The following is a 23,632-nucleotide window of genomic DNA, read 5'->3' as shown; positions in this document are numbered from 1 at the left end:
GTGTGACCACCGAGATGCGGATCTCGCTGGTCGAGATCATCTCGATGTTGATGCCGGCCTCGAAGAGGGCCGTGAACAGTCGCGCCGAGACGCCGGCGTTGGTGCGCATGCCCGCACCGACGAGCGCGAGCTTGCCGATCTGGTCGTCGTACTGCAGCGACTCGAAGCCGATCTCGGAGCGGTCCGACTCGAGGGCCTGGAGCACGACGGCGCCCTCGGACTTCGGCAGGGTGAACGAGATGTCGGTGCGGCTGGTCGACGCCGCCGACACGTTCTGCACGATCATGTCGATGTTGGCGCCGGTCTTGGCGACCGTGCGGAAGATCTGGGCGGCCTTGCCCGGCACGTCGGGGACGCCGACGACGGTGATCTTGCCCTCGCTGAGGTCGCCCGCGACCCCGCTGATGATGGGTTCTTCCACGTTCTCTCCCTCTTTCGGGTTGACGACGAGCGTGCCCTCGTTGTTGTTGAACGACGAGCGGACGTGCAGGGTGACCCCGTGACGCCGGGCGTACTCGACGGCACGGATGTAGAGCACCTTCGACCCGGCGGCGGCGAGCTCGAGCATCTCTTCGCTCGTGACGCGGTCGAGCTTGCGAGCCTTGGGCACGACGCGCGGGTCGGCCGTGAAGACGCCGTCGACGTCGGTGTAGATCTCGCACACGTCGGCGTCGAGCGCCGCCGCGAGGGCGACGGCGGTCGTGTCGGAGCCACCTCGACCGAGGGTCGTGATGTCACCCGTGGATCGGTTGAACCCCTGGAAGCCGGCGACGATGGCCACGTACCCGGCGTCGAGGGCGTCGCGCACCCGGCCGGGTGTCACGTCGACGATGCGGGCCTTGCCGTGCTGGGCGTCGGTGATCATGCCGGCCTGGCTGCCGGTGTACGAGCGGGCCTCGACGCCCAGGCTGCGGATCGCCATGGCGAGCAGGGCCATGCTGATGCGCTCGCCCGCGGTGAGCAGCATGTCGAGCTCGCGGCCGCCGGGGAGCGGACTGACCTCGTTGGCCAGGTCGAGCAGCTCGTCGGTGGTGTCGCCCATCGCACTGACGGCCACGACGACGTCGTTGCCGGCCTTGCGCGTCTCGACGATGCGCTTGGCGACGCGCTTGATGCTCTCGGCATCGGCGACGGACGACCCGCCGAATTTCTGCACGATCAAGCTCACGGTGACTCCTGAGAAGGGGACTGGGCGCGCCGGAGGACGGCTCACGCCTGCGTCCGGCGATTCTATTCGGTGTCGAGGGCGTGTGACGCACACGGCTCGGTGTCCCGCGGACGGCCCCGAGGGGTCGCGCATCGGAGCACGGAGGGCGGCGTCGACGCCTCTCCCCTACGGTGGACCGATGCCCGACACCACCGACCAGGCCCGCGGCGCCGCCAGCCGCCTCCAGGACAGCCGCGCCCTCACGACCGCCGCCCGCGTCGGTTTCGCCATGAACGGCCTGCTCCACGTCGTGATCGGCGTGATCGCCCTCGGCGTCGCGTTCGGCGGTGGCGGCGAGGCCGACCAGGGCGGTGCCCTCGGGCAGTTCGCGTCCCGTCCGGGCGGGGTCTTCCTCCTCTGGCTGATCGTCGTGGGGCTCTGGGGCCTCGGCCTGTTCCAGGTGCTCGAAGCCGCTCTCGTCCGGGGGACCGACAAGGACGCCTGGGCCGAGCGCGCGAAGGAGGGCGGCAAGGGCGTCGCCTACCTCGCCGTCGGGTTCACGGCCTTCACCTTCGCCCGGGGCTCGTCGTCGGACAGCTCCGGACAGACCCAGACGCTCAGCGCCCGGCTGCTCTCCGCTCCTGGGGGCGTCGTGCTGCTCGTCGTCGTCGCGCTCGCCATCGTGGCGATCGGGGCCTACTTCGTCGTGAAGGGCGTGAAGCAGGAGTTCCGCGAGGACCTCACGCTGCCGGGGGGTGCGGCGGGACGTGGCACGGTCGCCCTGGGCGTCACGGGTTACGTGGCCAAGGGGATCGCCTTGGCCGTCGTCGGCGTGCTGTTCGCGGTCGCGGCGATCACCTCGGACCCGAGCGAGGCCACGGGGCTCGACGGCGCCCTGAGGGCCCTGGCGGCCCTGCCCTTCGGAGTGGTGGTGCTGACGGCCGTCGCCCTGGGGCTCATGGCCTACGGCGCGTACTGCGTCGTCCGGGCACGGCGCGCCCGCCTCTGACGGGCAGGCGCCCGCCGCACGGCCTCAGGAGGCGCGGGTCGTCACTCGGAGACGAGCCGGCGGCCCTCGAAGGCGCGGCCGAGCGTGACCTCGTCGGCGTACTCGAGGTCGCCGCCCACGGGCAAGCCCGAGGCCAGTCGCGTCACCCGGAGGCCGAAGGGCGCGAGCATCCGGGAGAGGTACGTCGCGGTCGCCTCGCCCTCGAGGTTGGGATCGGTGGCGATAATGACCTCTTGGACGGTGTCGTCGGCGAGACGCTGCACCAGCTGGCGGATGCGCAGGTCGTCGGGACCGATGCCGTCGATGGGGCTGATCGCCCCACCGAGCACGTGGTAGAGGCCGCGGAACTCGCGCGTGCGCTCGATGGCCTGGACGTCCTTGGCCTCTTCGACGACGCAGATCGTGGCCGGCGAGCGACGCGGGTCTCGGCAGATGTTGCAGGTCTCTTGTTCGCTGACGTTGCCGCAGATCTCGCAGAAACGCACCTTGGTCTTGACGTCGACGAGCAGCTCGGCGAGGCGTGACGTGTCGAACGACTCGTTCTGCACGATGTGGAACGCGATGCGTTGCGCCGACTTGGGCCCGATGCCGGGGAGGCGACCGAACTCGTCGATGAGTTCTTGGACGATGCCTTCGTACACGCGCTACTCGCTTCTCTGAGGCGTGACCCGGGGGGCGATCGTCTCTTCTTCGATGAACTGGGCCCCGAGGATCTCGCGCACGACGGCCTCGCCGTAGCGCGACCCGGTGGGGATGCCTCGACGAGGGTCGCCGGTGGCGGCGCGACGCTCGGCCACCGACGGGCCGGCACCCGTGGAGGGATCCGGAGCCGCCGACGCCACAGTCGAGGTCGTGGCTGCCCGAGGCGACGCACCGGCGCCGGAACGGCCTGCCGCGGCCGCGTCGACCTCGGGCGGCGGGGGCGCGGCGTCGACCGTCGGGACGCCCCCGGGTGGCTCTTCGGTGATGTGCTCGGGCTCGTCGGGCTCGGGGGGCGGGGTCTGCGGGATGGTGGCGACGTCCCACCCGGTGACGGGCGCAGGGGAACCGGGTCGCTCGGTCGACGCCGGGGCCGTGGCCCGTTCGGCGGACGTCGGCTTCGTGGCCGCCGCCGGGGTCCGGGAAGGACTCGCGGCCTTCGCGGCGGAGTCCTGGCGCGCTGCCGGTTCTGTGGCGGCCGTCGTGCGGCCCGGCTCGGCCGGTGTCGACCCCTGGGGTGACGGAGCGGAAGCCTGCCGCCCGGCGTCGGTCGCCGGTGCGGCCGATCGGCTGGTGTCTCGTTGCGGGGTCGACGTCGCGGGCGGGACGGACGCGTCGACGGGCGGCGCACCGGTGGGGGTGGGACCCGCGGGCCCGTCGCCCTCGACCCGGGCGATGTACTTGACCTTGACGCCGAGCACGTCGACGATCGCCCGTCGCAGGTACTCGCTGACGCCCTCGGCCGCCCCCTGGGGACGCTTGAAGCTCTCGACGTCGTTGGCGCTGGGGAAGGCGAGCGTCAGCACGTCGTCCGCGAAGTCGACGACGGTGGCCGTGACGACGACCATCCAGGCCGTGCGCCGCGCCTTCTGGACGACCTCGACGATCTCGGGCCAGCTGTCGCGCATCTGCTGGAGCGTGACGGGAGCCGCGCCCGACCCGGCGCCCTGTCCGGTGTCGAGGGTCTGTGCCCAGGCGGCCGAGTGCGGCGCGGACGGAGGCGCGGGTTCGTTCGTCGCCGGAGCGGCGGAGCCGACGGGCTCGACCGGGGCCGACGGGGCGGCCGTCGCCCAGGACGCGGTCGCGCTCTCGACGGCCGACGGACCGCCCGCGGCCTCGGTCGACGGAGTGGCCTCGACCGGTGCCGCGGAAGGAGACGTCGCGGCAGGAGCGGCCGAGACCGGAGCCGACGACGCGACGGAGGACGTCGGTCGACCCGACGCGGGCCGGACCTCGGCCGGTCGGGCCTCGGTCGACGGGCCGGGCGCCACCGACGAGGCGGAGCCGGGGCCCTCGACGCCGACGCGTCGTTCGAGACGCTCGACCCGGGCGAGGGCACCCCGACCCGTCTGGTCGCTCTCGGGGACGAGGACGCGCGCGATCATCAGTTCGAGGTGGAGCCGCGGCGACGTCGCCCCGGTCATGTCGGTGAGGGCGCGGTTCACGACGTCCGCCGAGCGGGAGAGCTCGGCGGCACCGAAGGCGTGCGACTGGTGCACGAGACGGTCGAGCTCGTCGGCGGTGACGCCCCGCAGCACGGCCGACGCGCCCTCGACGGTCGCGCCGACGACGATGAGGTCGCGCAGGCGCTCGAGCAGGTCTTCGACGAACCGTCGGGGGTCTTGACCGGTCTGGACGACCCGGTCGACGGCCGCGAAGGCCGCGGCGCCGTCGCGGGCGCCGAGCGCCTCGACGACGTCGTCCAGCAGCGAGGCGTGGGTGTACCCGAGCAGGGCGACGGCGCGCTCGTACTCGATCGCCCCGTTCTCGCTGCCGGCCATCAACTGGTCGAGGAGGGAGAGGGTGTCACGCACGGACCCGCCGCCGGCACGGACCACGAGCGGGAGCACGCCGGGGGCGGCCTCGACCGACTCGCTCTCGCAGAGCTCGTGGACGTACTCGAGCATCTGGGCCGGGGGCACGAGGCGGAACGGGTAGTGGTGCGTGCGCGACCGGATCGTGCCGATCACCTTGTCGGGCTCGGTGGTCGCGAAGATGAACTTGACGTGCTCGGGCGGCTCTTCAACGACCTTCAGCAGGGCGTTGAAGCCCTGCGGGGTGACCATGTGGGCCTCGTCGAGGATGAAGATCTTGAACCGGTCGCGGGCCGGGGCGAACACGGCCCGGTCACGGATGTCGCGGGCGTCGTCGACGCCGTTGTGGCTGGCCGCGTCGATCTCGATGACGTCGAGCGAGCCGCCGCCGTCGCGGGAGAGCTCGACGCACGACGCGCAGACGCCGCACGGGGTGTCGGTCGGGCCCTGGGCGCAGTTCAGGCAGCGGGCCAGGATGCGGGCCGACGTCGTCTTGCCGCAGCCGCGGGGGCCGCTGAACAGGTAGGCGTGGTTGACGCGGTTGGTGCGCAGCGCCGTGCGGAGCGGATCGGTCACCTGCGTCTGCCCGATGAGCTCGGCGAAGTTCTCTGGCCGGTAACGGCGATACAGGGCGGTGACCACAGAGCAAGAGTAGTCGGGGCGACCGACAACGGTCGACGGCGCGGGCCCTGCTCCGCCCGGTCCGGTGCGGCGCCCGCCGGACGCACCGGAGGGCCCGTCGAGACGACGGACCCTCCGGTGTGACGCGCCCGTTCCGGCTACTCCGCCACGTTCCTCCCCCGGCGACGCAGACGCACCAGCGCCAGCCCGAGCAGGAGGGCGAAGGCCCCGAGGGAGAACCCTCCGAGGACGTCGGAACCCGTGTACGCGAGTCCCGTGACGCCCGCGGTCGCGACCCCGCCGGTTCCGTCGCCGGAGCCGCCACCCGCACCGGGCAGACCCGGGAAGCCCGGGGTCCCGGGCGTGCCCGGCGTACCGGGCGTACCCGGCGTGCCCGGCGTGCCCGGTGTGCTGGCGGCGGCCGTCACCGTGAAGCCGGTCGTGACCGGGGCCGAGGTGGCTCCCGCCACGGTCTGCGTCGCGTCGACCACGTGCGGCCCGACGGCCACGTCCTCCCAGACGACCGTCCAGGCACCCGCCGCGTCCGCCGTGACGACCAGGACGCGATCCGCGGCGAGGACCGCGGCGACCCGGGTGACGGGTCCGACGGCGGCGTCACCCGCGTCGAGCCGGACCGTGACGGTCGCGCCGGGTTCGGCGGTACCCGTGGTCGTGACGGTCGTCGTGCCGCCCTGACCGGCCGGGAACACCGAGCCCGGCAGCGGACTCGTGATCACGATCGGATCGATGGCGGCGATGACGAGGTCCTGGGTGGCCGTCGTCGTGCCCGCGTCCGCGGTCTGCGTGGCGGTGAGCACGTAGGCCGCGACCGGGACGCCCACGAACGTCACCGTCCAGGTGCCGTCGTCGGCGACGACCGTGATCTGCGTCGTCCCCTGTCCGAGGTCGACCGTGACGAGCGCACCGGGTGTGCCGGTGCCCGTCACCGTGACGTCCTCGACGCCGTCGTCGTCGGCGTCGGCGATCAACGCGTCCGGAGCGGGCGAGGTGATGACGACGGCGTCGGTGTTCGCGGCCGCGGTGACCGTGAACACGACGGTCTCGGGTGCCGACACCGCGCCTCCCACGGTCTGGGTCACCGACAGGGCGTGCTGCCCCGGCTCGACGCCCACCAGCGTGGTCGACCAGGCGCCGTCGGCGTCCACGTCGACCGTGACGGGCAGGCCGCCGTCCAGGCTCACGGCCACGGAGGCGTTCGGCTGGGCCGAGCCGCCGACCAGGACGTCGGCCGTGCCCTCCGTGCCCGAGGGCAGGATCGACCCCTGCTCGGGCGAGGTCACCACGAGCGGGGCGACCTCCGCGGCGGGGGCGAGGACGACGTCCACCGAAGCACTGCCGGTGACCACGTCCGAGACCGTCTGCTCGACGACCACGGTCCGCGTGCCGACCGGGACCGCCGGCAGGGTCACCGACCAGGTGCCCCCGTCGGTGACGGTCGCCGTCTGCGTGGTGCCGCCGACGGAGACCGTGACGGTGGCTCCTGGCTCGCCCGTGCCGGTGACCGGCAGGTCGACGAAGCCGTCGCCGTCGGCGTCCGTCACGAGCTGCCCGTCGGCGGGCGAGGTGATGGTCGGGGCGACGGCGGGGTCGGCCGGGGCGGGCACGATCACGACCTGCACCTCGACGGGGACGCTGGTCGCGTCGCCGACGGTCTGCACGACCGAGACGGTGTGCGTCCCGGTGGCGAGCACGACCGGCACCTGCCACGAGCCCGCGTCGTCGACCGTCGTGGTGACGGGGTCTCCCCCGTCGACCGTGACGGCGACGGGCGCGCCCGGCTGTCCCTGGCCGCGGACGACGACCGGCGCGGTGCCGGAGTCGCCCGCCTGGTACTGCTGCCCGTCGGTCGGAGCCGTGACGGTCAGCGTGGCGGCGGCCTCGACGACGACCGTGGTCGTCACCGGAGCCGACTCGGACCCGGCGACCGTCTGCGTCGCGGACACCACGTGCTCGCCCACGCCGACCCCCGTGAAGGTGGTCGTCCAGGTGCCGTCGTCGCCGACGTCGACCGTGACGGCCGTGCCGTCGTCGAGCGTCACCGCGACGGTCGCGCCGACCTGAGCCGAACCGGTCACCGGCAGGTCCACCGTCGAGTCGACGGACAGCACGAGGAGGCGCGTGCCCGTCGCCGGGTCGGTGATCTCGATCGGGTCTGCCGCGACGACCGCGAACGGCTGGGTCACGGGGACCGTCGTGACGGTGCCGTACTGCTGCACCACCGAGATCGGTCCGGCGCCCACCGGCACGGCGTCGAAGGTCGCGGTCCACGCCCCCGTCGTCGGGTCGGCCGGGACGGCCCGGGTCAGGTCGTCACCGAGCGAGACCGTGACGGTCGCGCCGGGCTGGGCGGTGCCCGACACGGTGACCGGCGTGGTCTGGCCGTCGAGGACGACGACGGTGGCACCCGGGGCCGGCTCGGTGATCGTGACCGGCGTGCCGACCACGACGTCGAGCTGCTGGGTGGCGGGAGTCGTCGAACCGGCCGGGACCGTCTGCGTGACGACGACCGGGTACGAGCCGACGGGAACGTCGCCCACCGTGACGGTCCACGTGCCCTCGGGGGTCACCGTGGTCGTCTCGGAGAGGTCGTCGCCCACCGCCACCACGACCGTCGCGCCGGGCTGACCCGTGCCGGAGACCGTGACGTCCGTGGTGTCGTCGGCGTCCTCCACGACGATCGACGACCCGGCGGGCGGCGAGGTGATCGTCACCGGAGCGGCCACGACGACCGACACGTCCCGCGTGATCGGGGTCGACACGGCGCCGTCGACGGTCTGGGTGACCGAGGCGGTGCGGTCGCCGACCGGCACGCCGTCGACCGTGACGCTCCAGGCGCCGGTCGTCGGGTCGGCCACGACCGTCCCGACCAGGCCGTCACCGAGGTCGACCGTGACGGTCGCTCCGGGCTGGGCCGTGCCGGACGCGACCACCGGGGCGGTGTCTCCCGCGGCGAGCACGACGACCGTCGTGCCGTCGGTGGGCCGGTCGACGACGAGACCCGCCGCCGCCGCGACCGTGAACGGTTGCGACGCCGCGGCCGAGGTCGCGCCCCGAATCGTCTGCGTGGCGGTCAGGGTGTGGTCGCCGACGGGGACTCCGTCGACGGTCGTCTGCCAGTCGCCCTCGGGCCCGACGGTGGCGCCGGCTGTGAGGCCCGTGCCGAGCGAGACGGCGATGGTGGCGCCGGCCTCACCGGTGCCCGAGACGACGACCGACGTGGTGCCGGCCGGGTCCAGCAGGGAGACCGTCGCACCGGGGATGGGCATGACGATCACGGGCGCGGCGGGGGCCACGACGATCGACACGTCCCGCGTGACCGGGGTCGAGGTCGAGCCGTCGACGGTCTGGGTGACCGCGATGGTGCGGTCGCCGACCGGGACTCCCGGCACGGTGACGCTCCACGCGCCGGTCGTGCCGTCGGCCGGGGCGGTGGCGGTCAGGCCGTCGCCGAGGTCGACGTCGATCGAGGCGCCCGGCTCGGCCGTGCCCGACACGACCAGGTCGGTCGTCGCGTCCGGCGTGGCCACCGCCACGACGGTCCCGACGGCGGGGGCCTCGATGACGACCGCGGCGGCGGGGACCACCGAGAGGGGCTGGGTGACGGCGGCCGACACCGAGGTGCCGAGCGCCTGGGTGGCGGTGAGCGTGCGTTCTCCGACCGTGACGCCTGCCACCACGACGCTCCAGGCGCCGGTGGTCGGGTCGGCGATCGTCGAGGCCACGAGGTCGTCGCCGAGGTCGACGCGGACGGTCGCCCCCGGCTCGGCCGTGCCGCTGACCGTGACGGCGGTCGAGGCGGTCGGGTCGGCGACCGTCACGACGGCACCGGGCGTGGGCTGCGACACGGTCAGCTCGTCGCCGACCACGATCTCGAAGGCCGCCAGGACCGGGGTGGAGGTCGTGCCGGCCACGGCCTGCGACGCCGTCACCTGGTAGGTGGCGACGGGCAGGTCGGCGAGGACGACGGACCAGTCACCCGAGGCGGGGTCGGCGGTCGTGGTGACGGCCACTCCCCCGTTCAGCCGGACGGAGACCTCGGCACCCGGTGACGCCGTACCCGAGACGGGGACGTCGATGGTGCCGGCCGGGTCGAGCACGGTGAAGACGGAGTCGTCCGGGTCGATGATGACGACCGGGGTGGCCGCGCGGACCTCGAACGAGCTCTCCTGCGCCGGCGAGGTGGTCCCGCCGATGCTCTGCGTCGCCGACAGGTCGACCGTACCGACGGGCACGCCGGCCACGTCGACCGACCAGGCGCCCGTGGTGGGGTCCGCCGCGACGGTCGCGACGAGGTCGGCACCGGTCGCGGGGTCCAGGACCACGTCGACGGTGGCGCCCGCGGCCGCGGTACCCGAGACCGTCACCGTCGAGACGACGTCCGGCCCGGCCACGTCGACGACGGAACCGTCGGCGGGAGCGACGACGACGAGGGGGGCACCGGCGAGGATCTGCACCACCCGCGTCTCGGGGACCGAGACCGAGGTGCCGACCGTCTGGGTCGCGACGATCGTCCGCGTGCCGACGGGGACGTCGTCGAACGAGATCGACCAGGCGCCGGTCGTGGTGCCGGCCGTGACCGTGTCGGTGACACCGTCGCCGAGGTCGACGCGGACGACCGCGCCCGGCTCGGCCTGGCCCGACACCACGAGGGTCGTGGTCGAGGCGGGGTCGGCGAGGACGATCGGGACGCCGTCGGCCGGGGCCACGATGGTGAGCGGGGCCGCCGGGTCGATCGTCACGACGCGCGTGCCGGCCTGCTGGACGGTGTCGCGAACGGCCTGCGAGGCCCCGAGGATGCGCTCGCCGACGCCGACGCCGACGAGGGTGACCGCCCAGGCGCCCGTCGTGGGGTCGGCGAGGGTGCTGCCGACCTCGACGCCGTCGAGGGTCACGGTGATCCGAGCGCCCGGCTGGGCGGTCCCGGCGACCGGGACGTCCTGCGTGGCTGCGGGCGAGGCGACGACGTAGCGGACGTCGGCGGCGGGGGTCGTGATGGCCACGTCCGCCCCGGCTGCGACCTCGAAGGCCTGGGTCACGGGCTCGGTGGTCGTCGTGCCGCCGACCGTCTGGGTCACGGAGGCGACCTGGTCGCCGACGGGGACACCCGGGACCGTGACGGTCCAGAGCCCGTCGGGCCCGGCGGTCGTCGGGGTGACGACACCGGCCAGGGTCACCTCGACCGACGCCTCCGGGTAGGCCGTGCCGGTCACGACGACGGCGGTGGTGCTGCCGGTGCCGGCGACCGTGATGACGTCGCCGTCACCGGGTGCGGTGATGGTGAGGTCGGCCTCGGCCGAGACCACCGAGAAGTCCGTCGGCTCGGCCTCGAGGAGGTCCGGGCCCTGTTGCTGGCTCGCGCCCACGACGTGGTCGCCGACGGCGACCCCGGTGAGCTCGAGCGACCATACTCCCTGCGCGTCGGGGACCACGGGCACGGCCGGATCCTGGTCGACGCCGTCGACCGTCACGACGACGGGCAGACCGGTCACGCCGGTGCCCGAGACGGTCACGGCGGCGGTCCCTCGGTCGTCGGCGACGACCAGCTGGGCCCCGAGGACGGGCGCCGTGATGACGACGTCACCGCCGACGCTGACCCGGACGTCCCGCGTGACGGCGTCCGAGGTGGAGCCGTTGACGCTCTGGGTCACCGAGACCGTGTGCGGACCGACCGGGACGCCGGCGACGGTGACGGACCACTGGCCCGAGGCCGGGACGATCACCTGGCCGACGAGCCCGTCGCCGAGGTCGACCGCGACGGTCGCCCCGACCTGGCCCGTGCCCGAGACGACGACGGGCGTCGTGTCCTGCGGTCCCGGGACGAAGTACTCGGCGCCGTCGAGCGGTGCCGTGACGGCCAGGGGCGTTCCCTGCGCGATCGTCAGCTGCTGGGTCACCGGTGCGGAGGTGGTTCCGCCGAGGGTCTGCGTCGCACCGAGCGTGCGGACACCGGCGGGGACGTCGGGGATGACCGCGGTCCAGGCGCCCGTGGCGGGGTCGACCGTGGCCGGCACCTCGAAGCCGGCGCCGAGGCCGACCGTGACGGTCGCCCCCGGGTCGGCGGTGCCGGTGACGGTCACGTCGGCCGTGGTGCCGCCGACGATCGGGATCGTTGCCCCGGGGGGCGGCGTCGAGATGGCGACGGGGGTCCCGGCGACGATCGTCACGACGCGCGTCTGCGCCGGCGACACGGTGCCGCCGACGGTCTGCGTCGCCGAGATCGTGCGCTGACCGACGGGCACGCCGGCGACGTCCACCGACCAGGCGCCGGTCGTGGCGTCCGCCGTGACCCGGCCGGTCAGGCCGTCACCGAGGTCGACGCGGACGTCGGCGCCGGCCTGGGCGGTGCCCGAGACGGTCAGGGTGGTCGAGGAGGCGCTGTCGGCCACGCGCACCGTGGTGCCCTCGGCCGGGGCGAGGATGTCGAGCGGCGCGCCGGCGGCGACCGTCAGCGGCTGCGTGACCGGCACCGAGACGACGCCGGCGACCGTCTGCGTGACGCTGATCGTCCGGGGCCCGACGGGCACGGACGAGACGGTCGCCGACCAGGCGCCCGTGCCGTCGGCCGTCGTCGTGGCCACGTAGCCGTCGCCCAGGTCGACCCGGACGGGGGCGTTCGGCTCGGCGGCTCCCGTCACCGTGACCGGGGTGGTCGAGGTGGCGTCGGCGACCGTGAGGGTCGCACCGGGCGCAGGCGTGGAGATCGTCACGCCGGTTGCGGCCACGAGGGTGAAGTCGGTGGTCTGCGGGGCGGACACCGCGCCTCCCACCGTCTGCGTCGCGGTGGCCGTGTAGGCGGCGACCGGCAGGGCCGGGAAGGTCACCGACCAGGTGCCGTTGGCGGCGACCGTCGCGGTGAGGTCGCGGCCGCCGCCGAGCGAGACGGCGACGGGGGCATCGGCCTGACCGGTGCCCGAGACGGTGACGTCACGGGTCGAGTCGGCGCCGGGCAGCCGGTACTGCGTGCCGGAGGTCGGGCTCGTGATCGTGAGCCCCGCACCGGCGACGACGCTGAAGGCGCGCGTCACGGCGGCGGAGACGTCGCCACCGAGGGCCTGCGTCACGGACGCAGTGTAGCCCCCGACGGGCACGCCCGCGACGGTCGTCGTCCAGGTGCCGTCCGCGGCGACGAGCGCGGTGGCGGTGCGGCCGCCGCCCAGGTCGACGGCGACGGTGGCCGTGGGGGTGGCGGTGCCCGAGACGATCACGGGGGTCGTGGAGTCGGCGTCGAGGACGGTGAAGACGCGTCCGGCGGTGGGCGCGGTGACGACGAGCGGCTGCTGGGCGACGACGGTGAAGTCGCGCGTGACCGGACCGGTGGTCGCGGTGCCGAGGGCCTGGGTCACGGAGGCGCTGTAGGCCCCCGCGGGCACGGACGCGACGGTCACGATCCAGTTGCCGTCCGCGGCCACCGTGCCGGTGCCCGTGAGACCGGCGCCGAGGTCGACGCTGACGGTGGCACCGGGCTCGCCGGCACCGGTCAGCACGACGCTGCGGGTGGCTCCGGGAGCGTTCGGCACGACGAACACCTGGCCGGCGGTGGGCGTGGCGATGCTCAGGGGGGTGAGGGCCGCGGCCCGGACGGTGGAGGTGGCGAGGTCGACCCGGGACGCGTTCACGAGCGGCAGGACCGAGAGGCTGACCGCGTGGACGGAGCTCGAGCCCGCGTCGGTGCCCCGGCCGTCACGGAAGCCGACGCCGTCCTGGGCGTTGATCGTGACGCGGACGAGCTGGTTCAGCAGGGTGGTCAGCGGAGCGAGGGTCGTGACGACGGCGGCGGTCGTGGTGCGCAGGGTGGTCGTCGTCGCGGCGAGCGCGGTGCCGTCCACGAGCGGTGAGTAGAGGCCGCCCACGGAGCCGAGCAGGGTGCCGACGACGGGGAGGAGCGCGTTGCGGAGGACGGTGGCGCCGAGCGCACCGACGAGACCCGACCCGGTGACGGTCGTGGCGGTCGCCGGGGTGGTGCCGTCGAGCAGCTGCCCGATCGTCGTCACGGTGCGGGTCGTGAGCGTCTCGTTCACCGTGGCGAGACCGAGGTCGATGCGCAGACCGACACGGAGGTCGACGGTCGCGGCGGTGGCCCGGACGGCGGCGTTCGCCGCAGCGACCAGGTTCGTCGGCAGCTGGTTCTGCAAGATGTCGGTGACGCCGTTGGTGATGGCGGTGATCGTCGCGGGACTGAGGAGGTCGCTGTTCGCGGGCAGGCCGTTGAGGGCGCCGAAGTCGATGATCACCTGCCCCGTGCTCGGAGTGATGGTCACCGGGCCCGAGGTCAGGGGCCTCGCGAGTTCGGTCGAGATCGTCGAGTCGAGGTCGACGGTCGCCGTCACCCCGACGACCGGCTGACCGAGGGTCACCGCTCCCCCGAGGGGCAGTCCGTTCACGGCCGTGGTGAGCGGTGCGGTGATCGAGGTGGCGAGCCCGGTCACGGCACCGCTGCCGGCGACCGCGTTGACCGTCGATCCGAGCCCGGTCACCGTGCCGCGGAGCGACGTGGTCACGCCCTGGACGGCCGGGCTCGTCATCGTGTAGCGCGCGCCGGCGACCTGGTACGCCGTCGTCGGCGTCCCTGCCGTGGCTCCACGCTGCTGGCTGATCTGGGACGAGAGGGAGCCGAGGCCCAGGCGGACGTCGGAGAGGACGCCGTTCGTGGCGGGCACCGACGCCAGCAGGGGCTGCAGGTTCAGCGTCGCACCGGCACCGGGGGTGCCACTGCCTGCGGCGATCGACCCGTCGGCACCGATCAGGCCGGCCGAGGCGGTGGCACCCGTCGCGGTGGCGCTCGCGTACTGGCCGTCGACGCCGAGCTGCAGCAGACCGTTCGCGCCCAGAAGGCGGAAGCCGTTGCCGAGACCGACCGAGAGGGCGTTCACCGCGGTGAGGTTCAGGGGGTTGCGGGACGTCGGCGGGTTCTGCGTCGTGCCGAAGGCCGAGTAGGCCCCGCCGAGGGCGGCGACCTGGTCGAGCGAGACGATGCCCGAGCCGCCGACCATCGAGGCCTCGGCCTCGCTGCGGTCGGTCGTGGCCGCCTGGGCGGGGACGACGACGACGAGCGCCCCGACCACCGCCGCGACGACGGCCGCGGCCGTCGCCTTCAGTGCGCGGGACGCGTGGGAGCGCCGGGGGCGCTCGATCGCCTGGCTTCGCATGGGTGTGCCTCTTCCTGACGGGACGAGCCCGCCGCCTGATCCGAAGAACTCCCGCTGGTGAGGCAGGAGGTGCTGCTGTTCTGTTGTGAGCCGCGGTGCCGCCGCCCGGGGACGACGACGAGGCGAACGGGACTACCGCGCGGTGCGCGGGCTCGTTCGCCTGGTGCGGGTGCTGCTGACGTGCCGTGGTGAGGGGCTCATCGGTCCTGATCCTGATCGTGTGGTGCGGGTGCGACGGCGCCGTCGCGCATGGTCGCACCGTGGTGAGGGGTGCGGCCGGAGCGGTGGTTGGTCGCTCCCGACGAGCTGGTTCGGTCTCGTCGTGGTGCCGAGCATAGACGGAGAGCACCCGGATCGCGCACCCCCACGAAGGGGGGCCACGGCGACGAAGACGGGAGGAGGGGCGGCGCACCACGCACGACGCCGCGCCGAAGCGCCGCAGGGGCGGCGGCGCACCCCCCACAGAACGCGAGCGGCCACACCCCACGCACCACGCACGACGCCGCGCCGAAGCGCCGCAGGGGCGGCGGCGCGTTAAAAGAAGATGACCCCTCACGCACCCGCCAGAGCCCGGTTACCCTTGCTGCATTTCTGCCCTGGGGGAGTTGGCCTGGATGACGCCACGTGAGGAGCCTCGACGAGTTTAGCGGCAACTGAGTGGTCGCCGCGACCCGGGGTGTTGCCTGGGGGCATGAGAATCGTCATCGCCGGAGGACACGGCAAGATCGCCCAGCTCCTCGAACGCCGACTCGCCGACGCCGGGCACGACCCCGTCGGCATCGTCCGCAACCCCGACCACACCGCAGACCTCGAGACCGCGGGGGCCCGTGCCCTCGTCCTCGACCTCGAGAACACCGACGTCGACACGCTCGCCGGCCACCTCGACGGAGCCGACGCCGTCGTCTTCGCCGCGGGTGGTGGCGGCGGCAGCGGTGCCGAGCGCAAGCTGACCATCGACCGCGACGGGGCCGTCCTGCTGGCCGACGCCGCCGAGAAGGCGGGCGTCACGCGCTACGTGATGGTCTCGGCCATCGGCACGGACGACTTCGACCCGGCCCGCGCCGAGCTCCCCGCCACGAACGACGACGACGTGTACCAGGTGTACATGCGTGCGAAGAGCGAGGCCGACGCCGACCTCCGCCGTCGTGAGGGCCTGGACTGGACGATCGTCCGACCCGGTGGCCTGACCGACGACGCCGGCACCGGCCAGGTCACGGTCGGGACGACCGTCGACCGTGGCAGCATCCCCCGCGCCGACGTGGCCGAGATCATCGCCACGGCGCTGATCGAGGGCACCGCCGTCAAGACGCAGTTCGAGGCCGTCTCGGGCGACGTCACCGTCTCGGACGCGCTGGCGACCATCAAGTACTGACCCGCGCCTCCTGGTCGTCGTCCGACGGCCCGGAGGCCGTCGACCGAGACACGAGAGCCCCGGAGGCGCGACCTGCGCACCGGGGCTCTCTCGTGTCGTCGGGGCGGCCGGGTCGTCCACCCGGCCCGACGTCTCAGCTGACGGCTGCGGCCTGACGGGCGATCTCGAGCTCTTCGTTCGTCGGGACGACGAGGACCGAGACCTTCGACCCCTCGGGCGAGATGTAGCGTGCCTCGCGGGAGGCGAGCTCGTTGCGGTCGTCGTCGACGTGGATGCCGAAGAACTCGAGGCCCATCAACGTGCGCCGACGCAGCAGGGCGTTGTTCTCGCCCACTCCCGCCGTGAAGACCACGGCGTCGAGGCCACCGAGCTGCGCGACGTAGGCACCGATGTAGTGCCGCAGGCGGTGCCGGTAGACGGCGAGCGCCGCCTCGGACACGGCGTCGCCGCGGGACGCGCTGTCTTGCACGTCGCGCATGTCGCCGCTGCCGGTCAGGCCGAGCAGCCCGCTCCCCTTGTTGAGCAGCGTCTCGAGCTCGGCGAAGTCGAGACCGGCCTCGCGGTGCAGGTGGAAGACGGCGGCGGGGTCGATGTCGCCCGAGCGCGTGCCCATGACGAGCCCCTCGAGGGGCGTCATGCCCATGCTCGTGTCGATCGACCGGCCGCCGTCGATCGCGGCGGCCGAGGCACCGTTGCCGAGGTGCAGCACGATGGTCTTCAGCTCGGCGAGGGGGCGACCGAGGAACTCGGCGGTCTTCTCGCTGACGTACTTGTGCGACGTGCCGTGGAACCCGAAGCGGCGGACGTGGTGCTGCTTCGCCAGCTCGGCGTCGATCGCGTACGTGTAGGCCGCGGGGGCGAGCGTCTGGTGGAACGCCGTGTCGAAGACCGCGACGTGGGGCACGTCCGGGAAGGCCTCCTTCGCCGCGCGGATGCCCTGCAGGTTGGCCGGGTTGTGCAGCGGGGCGAGGGCCGACAGACGCTCGATCGCCTTCTCGACGTCGGTCGTGACGACCGTGGCGCGGTCGAACTCTTCTCCGCCGTGGACGACGCGGTGGCCGACCGCGACGGGCGGGTACTCGGCGAACGACGGGCCGTGCGCGTCGAAGGCGGTCAGCATCGCGGCGAAGCCGGCGGCGTGGTCGGCGATCGGCTGGGTGTCGTTGCGGGTCTCGTCGCCGGTGACCTCGTTGCGGTGGCGGGTCGACCCGACCGCCTCGCCGATGCGCTCGACGAGGCCGCTGGCGAGCGTGCGCTCCCCCTCGAGCTCGATCAGCTGGTACTTGAACGACGACGAGCCGGAGTTGACGACGAGGACGGTGCTCACGAGGAGGCTCCTTGGGTGCTGGTTGCGGTACTGGTACTGGTGCTGGTGGCCTCGGCTGCGGCGGCCTGCGTGCCGGCCTGGATGGCGGTGATGGCGACGGTGTTGACGATGTCGCCCACGAGCGCCCCCCGCGACAGGTCGTTGATCGGCTTGCGGAGGCCCTGCAGGATCGGGCCGATCGCGACGGCGCCCGCACTGCGCTGCACGGCCTTGTAGGTGTTGTTGCCCGTGTTGAGGTCGGGGAAGATGAACACCGTCGCCCGACCGGCGACCTCGGACTCGGGCATCTTGGCGGCGGCCACGGTCGGGTCGGCCGCGGCGTCGTACTGGATCGGCCCCTCGACGAGCAGGTCGGGTCGGCGTTCGCGCACGAGGGCCGTGGCGGCGCGGACCTTCTCGACGTCCGCACCGGAGCCGCTGTCGCCCGTGCTGTAGCTCAGCATCGCGACGCGCGGCTCGATGCCGAACTGCTGCGCGGTCTGCGCCGACGAGATGGCGATGTCGGCCAGTTGCTCGGCCGTCGGGTCGGGGATGACGGCGCAGTCGCCGTAGACGAGCACCCGGTCGGCGAGCGCCATGAGGAACACGCTCGACACGACGCCGACGTCGGGCAGCGTCTTGATCACCTCGAACGCCGGTCGGATGGTGTGCGCCGTGGTGTGCTTGGCGCCCGACACCATGCCGTCGGCGAGACCGAGCTTGACCATCATGGTGCCGAAGTACGAGACGTCGGTGACCGTGTCCATCGCCTGCGAGACCGCGATGCCCTTGTGCGCCCGCAGCTTGGCGTACTCGGTCGCGAAGAGCACCTGCAGGCTGGGGTCGAACGGGTCGAGCACACGGGCGGTGGCGAGGTCGAGACCGAGTTCGGCCCCTCGGGCGCGGATGGCCGTCTCGTCGCCGAGCAGCGTGATCGCGGCGACGCCGCGCTGGAGCAACGTCGAGGCGGCTCGGAGCACCCGGTCGTCGTCGCCTTCGGGCATGACGATGTGCTTCTGCGCCCCTCGTGCCCGCTCGAGCAGCTGGTACTCGAACATGAGCGGGGTGACCACGCCGGACGGGCTGACCTGCAGCAGGCGCAGCAGTTCGGCTCCGTCGACGTGCGTCTCGAAGAGAGCGAGCGCGAGGTCGTACTTGCGGGGCGAGTCCGCGGCGAGTCGGCCCCGCGTCTGGGTGATGGCGAGGGCGGTGTCGTAGGTGCCGGTGCTCGTGGTGGCGATGGGCAGCGGGCTGTCGAGCCCCTCGAGCAGGCGCTCGACCTGGGGGGCCAGGGCGAACCCGCCGTTGAGCACGATGCCCGCGAGCGAGGGGAAGGTCTCGGAGGCGTGCGCGAGCACGGTGGCGACGAGCACGTCCGAGCGGTCGCCCGGCACGACGACGACGGCGCCCTCGGTGAGGCGCGGCAGCACGTTCTCCATCGACATGGCGGCCACGACGACCCCGAGCGCCTCGCGGTCGAGCAGGGCGTCGTCGCCGCTCAACAGGGTCGCGCCGGTGGCCTGCAGCACGGCGCGCATCGTCGGGGCGACGAGCACCCGGTCTTCGGGGAGCGTCCAGATGGGGACGCGGCCGGTGGGTGACGCCTCGAGGGCGTGGCCGATGCCGTCGACGACCTCGTCGAGGTGGTCGGGGTCGACCCGGTTGGCGACGACGGCCAGGAGGCTCGCGTGCTCGGAACGCAGCTCGGCGGTGGTCAGTTCGGCGACCTGGCGCATGTCGACGCCCGAGCGCCGCGTCTGGCCGTCGGCGCTGCGGCCGCCGAGCACGAGCAGCACGGGCGCGCCGAGGTTGGCCGCGATGCGGGCGTTGTACGAGAGCTCGGTGGGGCTGCCGACGTCGGTGTAGTCGGAGCCGATCACGACGACCGCGTCGCACTGGCGCTCGACGGCGGCGAAGCGGCTGACGATCGTGGCGAGGGCGGCGTCGGGGTCGGCGTGCACCGCGTCGTAGCTGACGCCGACGCACTCGTCGTAGGCCAGGTCGACGCTGTCGTGCGACAGCAGCAGCTCGAGCACGTAGTCGCGCTCGTCGGTCGATCGGGCGACGGGTCGGAACACCCCCACGCGGCCCACCTCGTGACTGAGCGTGTCGAGCACGCCCAGCGCGATCGTGGACTTGCCCGTGTGGCCTTCGGCAGAGGTGATGTAGATGCGTGTCGACACGCCCGCCAGCCTACGGGCGGCAGCCTTCGAGCCGCCGGGGAAGCGTGCTGGCGGAGGCCACGAGACGTCTCCTAGGCTCGTCGGCATGCAGATCCGCACCGCGACCGAGGCCGACCTGCCCGGCGTCCTCGAGATCCACGCCGACGCCGTCGCGCACTCCAAGGCCATCTGGACCGACGTCACGCCGACCCTCGAGGGCCGACGCGAGTGGCTCACCGGCCATCAGGAGGCGCGGCGCAGCGCGATCGTCGCGGTGGACGGCGACGAGGTGCTCGGCTACGGCAGCTACGGGCCGTTCCACGCGAAGGACGGCTACCGGCACACCTGCGAGAACTCGGTCTACGTGCGCCCCGGGCAGCAGGGCAGGGGCCTCGGACGAGCACTGATGACCGAGCTGGTCGAGCGCGCGACGCGGGACGACCTGCACGTCATGGTGGCGCTGATCGAGGCGGGCAACGAGGCGTCGGTGCGGCTGCACGCGTCGCTCGGCTTCGAGGACGCCGGCGTGCTGCGCGAGGTCGGCACGAAGTTCGGCGAGTGGCTCGACCTCCGGTACATGTCCCGCCGCCTCGCCTGACCCGGACGCGCCGGGACGACGAGGCGGCGGGACGACGACGGGCGCCGCCTCCGAGGAGACGACGCCCGTCGTGGGTGGAGCGGTGAGCTCAGCGTCCGTCCGAGCCGTCCTGTCCGGTGTCACCGGTCGCGTCGAGCCGGCCGTCGATCGCCGGGTCGGGCGACACGACGTCGACCTGCAACGGCGGCTCGGCGACGACGGCCGAGGCGGACGTCGCCCGGCTCGCCGGGGAGCCGTCACGGCCACCCCGGACCCGGCGTTTGACGGCCTCCCACGGGCGGGCGAGGCGTGTGCCGCCGGCCTGGGCCGGGGCGTCGACCTCGAGACCGTAGTACGCACCGACGTGCTCCAGGAGGACGTCGCGCTCGGCCTTGTCGTACGCGCGACGTTCGCGGGTGAAGGCGATGATCGTCGACCAACAGGTCAACAGCAGGACGATGCTGAACGGCAGCGCCGTCGTGATCGCCGCGGTCTTCAGGGCGTCCAGACCGCCGGTCAGGAGGAGCGCGACGGCGAGCAGGGCGGCCACCAGGGCGAAGAACACCCGGAGCCAGTTCTTCGGCTCGATGTCGCCGCCCGACGCGATCATCGCCATGACGAGCGATCCGGAGTCGGACGAGGTGACGAAGAACACGCCGATGAGCAGGATCGCGCCGAAGGTCAGGACGGTCCCGGCGGGCAGGCCGCCGAGCAGGGCGAAGAGCGACCCCTCGACGTCGACCGAGCCGTCGGCTCCGACGAGGCCACCCGAGCCGTCGGTCTGCTGGTGGATGGCCGCACCACCGAGGACGGCGAACCACAGGAAGGTGAGGGCGGTCGGGACGAGCAGCACGCCGAAGACGAACTGGCGGACCGTGCGGCCCTTCGAGATGCGGGCGATGAAGACGCCGACGAAGGGCGCCCACGACATCCACCACCCCCAGTAGAACGTGGTCCAGGCGCCCTGCCACTCCTCGCCGGCGGCGCCCTGCTGGGCGGTGACGTTGAAGGACAGCCCGACGACGTTCTGCAGGTACGCGCCGATGGACTGCACGAAGTCGCGCAACAGGAACTGCGTGGGTCCGACGATCAGGATGAACAGCAGCAGGGCGGCCGCGAGGATGAGGTTGAAGTTCGAGAGGATCTTCATGCCTTTGGTCACACCGGTGACGAGCGACACGATGGTGACCGCCGTGATGACGGCGATGATCGCGAGCTGGCTCACGATGCTGCTGTCGGCGATGCCCGCCGCCTCGAGGCCGGCGCCGATCTGGATGACGCCGAGGCCGAGCGAGGTCGCGACGCCGAACAGCGTGCCGACGAGGGCGATGACGTCGATCAGGTTGCCCCAGCCCCCGCGGACGCGGTCGCCGAGGAGGGGCTCGAGGGCCCAACGGATGGAGACGGGGCGACCCCTCCGGTGGATCGCGTAGGCGAGGGCGAGTCCGAGGACGACGTAGATGGCCCAGGCGTGCAGCCCCCAGTGGAGGAAGGTCTGGGTCAGGGCCTGCTGCGCGAGCTGGTCCTCGGTGCCGGTGACGCCCGGTCGTGGCGAGGCGAAGTGGCTGAGGGGCTCGGAGACGCCGTAGAAGACGAGGCCGATGCCCATGCCCGCGGCGAAGAGGAGCGCGAACCACGAGCCGGTCGAGAACTCGGGCTCGTCCTTGTCCTTGCCCAGCTTGATGCCACCGAACCTGCTGAACCCGAGGAACAGGCTGAAGCCGACGAAGAAGGCGGCGATCAGGACGTAGTACCAGCTGAAATTGCGGACGATGCCGCTCTGCAGACCGAGGAACAGCGCCTCGGCCGAGGCGGGCGCGATCAGCGTGTAGGCGACGAAGCCGAGGACGACGGCGGCGGCCGGCCAGAAGACCCAGCGGCGCAGTTGAGGGGTGGTCGAGACGGTCTCCGTCGGGGAAGCGGGATGGTCGGCGGGGGGCACGGAAGAGGGCGGAGTTGTCGTGGCCATGCCTCCATGGTGCCGGTCGACGGGCCCGCCGTCCCAATCACGACGTCGTCCGGGTCACCGATCCTGGTGACGATAGTGCCGGTTGCGGGGTCGCAGGACGGCCGTCGCGAGGGCGGCGGCGAGCACCGACGCCACGAGGATGGCGACCTTGGCGTCGTCGTCGTGAGCGCTGCCGAGCCCGTAGCTCAGTTCGGCGACGAGCAGGGACACGGTGAAGCCGATGCCCCCGAGGAGGGCGACGCCGGTGAGGTCCACCCATTTGATGCTCCGGTCGAGTTCTGCCCGGGTGATCCTGGTCGTGATCCAGGTCGTCGCGAGGATGCCGACGGGTTTCCCGAGGACGAGGGCGGCGATGATGCCGATCGTGACGGGGCTGGAGAGCGCCGTCCTCAGGCCGTCGAGGCCACCGAAGGCGACGCCGGCGGAGAAGAACGCGAACACGGGGACGGCGAAACCGGTGGAGATGGGCCGGAAGCGGTGCTCGAAGACCTCGGAGAGCCCGGGGCCGGTGCCCGGCCCGCCACTGGCATGGCTGCGGATGACGGGGACGGCGAAGCCGAGGAGGACCCCTGCGACGGTGGCGTGGACGCCCGACGCGTGGAGGAGTCCCCACACCAGGACGGCGACCGGCAGCAGGATGAACCAGTTCGCAGCCGGGTGCAGGCCGAAGAACCGCCGGAACCGCTGCGTCAGGAACACGTACGCCCCGAGCGGCACGATCGCCAGGGCCAAGGGGAGCACCTCGATGGCACTGGTGTAGACGAACGCGATGATGCCGATGGCGATCAGGTCGTCCACGACCGCGAGGGTGAGGAGGAAGATCCGCAGCGCAGCAGGGAGTCTCGAGCCGACGATGGCGAGGACCGCGACGGCGAAGGCGATGTCGGTCGCGGTGGGGATCGCCCACCCGCGCACCGCCTCCGGGTCACCGAGGTTGACGGCGGTGAAGATCAGGGCAGGAACGAGGACTCCCCCGAACGCGGCGGCCACCGGCACGATCGCTTTGCTGATCTTCCGCAGCTCTCCCGCGACGAATTCGCGCTTGAGCTCCAGGCCGACGAGGAAGAAGAAGATCGCCAGCAGCCCGTCGGCGGCCCACTCCCCCACGCTCAGGTGCAACCCGAGGGCCTCCGGGCCGAACTCGAAGTCACGGATGGCGAAGTACGCACCGGACGCCGGTGAATTCGCCCACACGACGGCGACGACCGCCGCGATGACGAGGACGATCCCCCCCACTGTCTCCTTGCGGAGGATCTCCCCGAGACGGGTGGACTCCAAGGAAGTGTCCTCGGCGAACAGTCCGGGAGCAGCGGCGGAAGGACGGGAAGGGGGCAGGTCGTCGTGTGGCATCTCTCCTCGTCTTATCAGACGGCGGCAGATCGAGACCCCACCGAGCCCGGGCAGCACCACCTCCGCGACGGGCTCGGGAGCCGAACACGGAACGAGAAATGGCCCCTCCCGAAGGGAAGAGCCATCTCGATGCGGAGGATAGGGGATTCGAACCCCTGAGGGCTTGCACCCAACACGCTTTCCAAGCGTGCGCCATAGGCCACTAGGCGAATCCTCCAGGGCGGGCACACGGCGAACCGGCGCACGACCGAGACCAGCGTACCGGACTCCGCGGGGCCCGGTGGACGTCCCCGTGTCGCTGCTGACCTTGAGGCTCCCTCATGGCTACCGTCGGGGCATGACCGACGCGCACCGCCCCTCCTCGGAGCACCTCGACGCCGCAGCCCTGCCGCCGCGCGCCCGCGCCGTCGTCGCCGCCCTGCGCGCCGCCGGCGCCGAG

11 protein-coding genes, 1 tRNA gene and 1 other RNA gene are annotated in these 23,632 nt (G+C 72.9%); 3 read left to right on the top strand and 10 right to left on the bottom strand.

Going from position 1 to position 23,632, the window contains the following annotated elements:
- Positions 1 to 1,168, bottom strand: a 1,168-nt coding sequence (locus SZ60_RS09805; protein WP_043595554.1) for an aspartate kinase, incomplete at its 3' end; no start/stop codon positions are given.
- Positions 1,169 to 1,346: 178 nt separating this feature from the next.
- On the opposite strand from SZ60_RS09805, the gene SZ60_RS09800 reads away from it, so the two are divergent.
- The gene (locus tag SZ60_RS09800; protein WP_043595552.1) at positions 1,347 to 2,156 is read left to right on the top strand and encodes a DUF1206 domain-containing protein; all 810 of its coding nucleotides are present in this window, start codon (positions 1,347 to 1,349) and stop codon (positions 2,154 to 2,156) included.
- 41 nt (positions 2,157 to 2,197) lie between these two features.
- Here SZ60_RS09800 and recR read toward each other — a convergent pair whose 3' ends face one another.
- The 4 genes from recR to ffs form a co-directional block, all read right to left on the bottom strand.
- A complete protein-coding gene (gene recR / locus SZ60_RS09795; RefSeq protein WP_043595550.1) occupies positions 2,198 to 2,797 on the bottom strand; it encodes a recombination mediator RecR in 600 nt (199 codons plus the stop codon).
- A 3-nt stretch (positions 2,798 to 2,800) separates the two neighbouring features.
- Positions 2,801 to 5,311 (bottom strand): DNA polymerase III subunit gamma and tau, encoded by a 2,511-nt coding sequence (locus tag SZ60_RS09790; protein ID WP_043595548.1) that lies wholly within the window; start codon positions 5,309 to 5,311, stop codon positions 2,801 to 2,803.
- 137 nt (positions 5,312 to 5,448) lie between these two features.
- Positions 5,449 to 14,457 carry a hypothetical protein gene (locus tag SZ60_RS09785; RefSeq protein WP_043595546.1) on the bottom strand — a complete coding sequence of 3,003 codons (9,009 nt, stop codon included), beginning with the start codon at positions 14,455 to 14,457 and terminating at the stop codon, positions 5,449 to 5,451.
- A gap of 540 nt (positions 14,458 to 14,997) precedes the next feature.
- An RNA gene (gene ffs, locus SZ60_RS16905) (signal recognition particle sRNA small type) lies at positions 14,998 to 15,094 on the bottom strand.
- A 54-nt stretch (positions 15,095 to 15,148) separates the two neighbouring features.
- On the opposite strand from ffs, the gene SZ60_RS09780 reads away from it, so the two are divergent.
- Positions 15,149 to 15,829: an SDR family oxidoreductase gene (locus SZ60_RS09780; RefSeq protein WP_043595544.1), complete on the top strand. Its 681-nt coding sequence runs from the start codon at positions 15,149 to 15,151 to the stop codon at positions 15,827 to 15,829.
- 133 nt (positions 15,830 to 15,962) lie between these two features.
- Here the strand turns inward: SZ60_RS09780 and SZ60_RS09775 are convergent, their stop codons facing one another.
- Positions 15,963 to 17,156 carry an acetate/propionate family kinase gene (locus SZ60_RS09775; protein ID WP_043595542.1) on the bottom strand — a complete coding sequence of 398 codons (1,194 nt, stop codon included), beginning with the start codon at positions 17,154 to 17,156 and terminating at the stop codon, positions 15,963 to 15,965.
- The gene (gene pta / locus SZ60_RS09770; protein ID WP_043595541.1) at positions 17,153 to 19,318 is read right to left on the bottom strand and encodes a phosphate acetyltransferase; all 2,166 of its coding nucleotides are present in this window, start codon (positions 19,316 to 19,318) and stop codon (positions 17,153 to 17,155) included. The genes SZ60_RS09775 and pta overlap by 4 nt, the downstream gene beginning before the upstream one ends.
- An 85-nt stretch (positions 19,319 to 19,403) precedes the next feature.
- Between pta and SZ60_RS09765 the strand changes: the two genes are divergently transcribed.
- On the top strand, positions 19,404 to 19,895 hold the full coding sequence (locus SZ60_RS09765) for a GNAT family N-acetyltransferase (protein ID WP_043595540.1): 492 nt from the start codon (positions 19,404 to 19,406) through the stop codon (positions 19,893 to 19,895).
- A gap of 88 nt (positions 19,896 to 19,983) precedes the next feature.
- On the opposite strand, the gene SZ60_RS09760 is transcribed toward SZ60_RS09765, so the two are convergent.
- The 3 genes from SZ60_RS09760 to SZ60_RS09750 all read right to left on the bottom strand — a co-directional run bounded on the left by SZ60_RS09760 (position 19,984) and on the right by SZ60_RS09750 (position 23,410).
- The gene (locus tag SZ60_RS09760; RefSeq protein WP_082060027.1) at positions 19,984 to 21,843 is read right to left on the bottom strand and encodes a BCCT family transporter; all 1,860 of its coding nucleotides are present in this window, start codon (positions 21,841 to 21,843) and stop codon (positions 19,984 to 19,986) included.
- A 54-nt stretch (positions 21,844 to 21,897) separates the two neighbouring features.
- Positions 21,898 to 23,193 (bottom strand): Na+/H+ antiporter NhaA, encoded by a 1,296-nt coding sequence (nhaA, locus tag SZ60_RS09755; protein ID WP_043595539.1) that lies wholly within the window; start codon positions 23,191 to 23,193, stop codon positions 21,898 to 21,900.
- A gap of 132 nt (positions 23,194 to 23,325) precedes the next feature.
- Positions 23,326 to 23,410: transfer RNA gene (locus tag SZ60_RS09750), tRNA-Ser, on the bottom strand.
- Positions 23,411 to 23,632: the final 222 nt, after the last annotated feature.

The sequence above is a fragment of the Frigoribacterium sp. MEB024 genome (genome assembly GCF_000878135.1).
Taxonomy (GTDB): domain Bacteria; phylum Actinomycetota; class Actinomycetes; order Actinomycetales; family Microbacteriaceae; genus Frigoribacterium.
This window is presented reverse-complemented; position numbering and strand designations above follow the sequence as displayed.